Below are 1,639 nucleotides of genomic sequence, written 5' to 3'. Positions count from 1 at the left end.
GCTCGGCCCCTTGCGCGTCGGTCAGGCCGGCCGCGGGGTCGACGAAGACCTTGAGAATCTTTTCGGGCGTGGCGTGCGCCACTTCCTCGATGTCCATTCCGCCTTCGGAACTGGCCATGATCGCGACCTTCTGCGTCGCCCGGTCGGTGACGGCGGCGACGTAGTACTCCTTCTTGATGTCAGCGCCCTCTTCGATCAGCAGGCGGCGCACTTTCTGGCCGTCGGGGCCGGTCTGGTGGGTCTTGAGCTGCATGCCGAGGATGGCGCGGGCCTTGGCGCGGGCGTCTTCGGCTCCGCGGGCGACCTTGACGCCGCCGCCCTTGCCGCGACCGCCGGCGTGGATCTGCGCCTTCACGACCCAGACCGGGCCGCCGAGCTTCTGCGCCGCCTCGTGGGCCTCGCGCACGCTGAACGCGGGGTAGCCGCGCGGCACCGGGACACCGAACTGGCGCAGGATTTCCTTGCCTTGATACTCGTGGATCTTCATGGTCGGTCTCTCGGGCTTTCAGGTTTCAGAGGTGACAGCGGCAGCGCCGGGTGGCGTGCTGCGGACGGGTGCGCTGTTTTGCGGGGCTCGGTACCAGCGCGGGTAGTACGTCTTGACGGTCGGCCCATCGGCACGCAGCGCATGGCAGCGGTCGATCTGGAACGGTTGGGTACTGTCGGCGCTGTCGCCGCGCGTGTCGATCACTTCGCCGGCGAATGCCTGCACGACGGCGGTGGGCAGCACCTGGGTCAGCTCGGTGAGATGGGTGCAGCCCTGAACACCGCCGAGCCGCTCCTTCACGCCCTGGCGGAAGCCTCTCATCAGGTTCAGCCCGACGAGGCGGCCATAGAGGTCGCCGTAGCTGCTGCATTCACCGGGATACGGCATCGCCGAGGTCTCGGCACCGGCTTCCAGGACGTTGAAGCGCTCGTCGACGACCAGCCGCAAGAGCATGTCGTGGATCGGTTTGCCGGCCGGGAGCATGCCGGTGGCCATGCGGGTCTCGCGCGACCGCACGTCGGTGATGTGGGCGTCCACCTCCCACAGGCCGTTGCCGCGCGCGAAAATCTGCACGTCGATGTTGCGGCGATGCTTGGGCTGGCGGTCGCTGGCTGCGGTCGGCAAGGCCATCGGTGGGGCGAAGGGCGAAGTGAACGGAGTTCTGAGGCGCCGGCGCCGGGGGTGGGTCGTCGAGGCGACGACGCCCGGGGCGAACCCGCAAATCAGCCGGTGAATGTAGCATGCTGCTCTGCACCATCCCTGACGCCTGAACGACAGTCGGCACGCCCGCCGTGCAGTTAGCCGGCGTCGTCGTCCGGGTCGTCCGTCGAGTCGCCCGTGGAGCCCGGTCCGGCGCGAAGTGCCCGACCGATCACCTCGGCGGTAAACCCGCGGCCGGCCAGGAAGCGGCCCTGCCGGGCGCGTTCGGCGGCACTGGCGGGCCAGGTGGGGAACTTTCGCTCCCTGACGGCACGGGCCCGCTGCAGCTCGCTGTCCTTCAAGGCTTGAGCCGTCTCGGCGCCGAGTGCGACCTGGTGCTGCTTGAGTTCCTGGCGGATGCGCAGGTTGCCGAAGCGGGCGGCACGGGCATGGACCCGCGATTCGACGAATCGCTCCTGCGACAGGAAGCCATGCGCCTCGAGCCAGTCGAGC

Annotated in this window: 3 protein-coding genes; all 3 read right to left on the bottom strand. The window is 69.0% G+C overall.

The features are described 5' to 3' along the window. A partial coding sequence (locus AC30N0_RS06645; RefSeq protein ID WP_489517140.1) for an ATP-grasp domain-containing protein occupies positions 1–487 on the bottom strand: 487 nt, incomplete at its 3' end. A gap of 18 nt (positions 488–505) precedes the next feature. After that, positions 506–1,117 (bottom strand): DUF2889 domain-containing protein, encoded by a 612-nt coding sequence (locus tag AC30N0_RS06640; RefSeq protein ID WP_489517139.1) that lies wholly within the window; start codon positions 1,115–1,117, stop codon positions 506–508. A gap of 167 nt (positions 1,118–1,284) precedes the next feature. After that, on the bottom strand, positions 1,285–1,639 hold a 355-nt coding region (locus AC30N0_RS06635; protein WP_489517138.1), incomplete at its 5' end, for a regulatory protein RecX.

The organism is Rhizobacter sp., from assembly GCF_031412495.1.
Lineage (GTDB): Bacteria > Pseudomonadota > Gammaproteobacteria > Burkholderiales > Burkholderiaceae_C > Schlegelella_A.
Note: the sequence above shows the minus strand (reverse complement) of the source record. Positions and strands in the feature narration are given on the sequence as shown.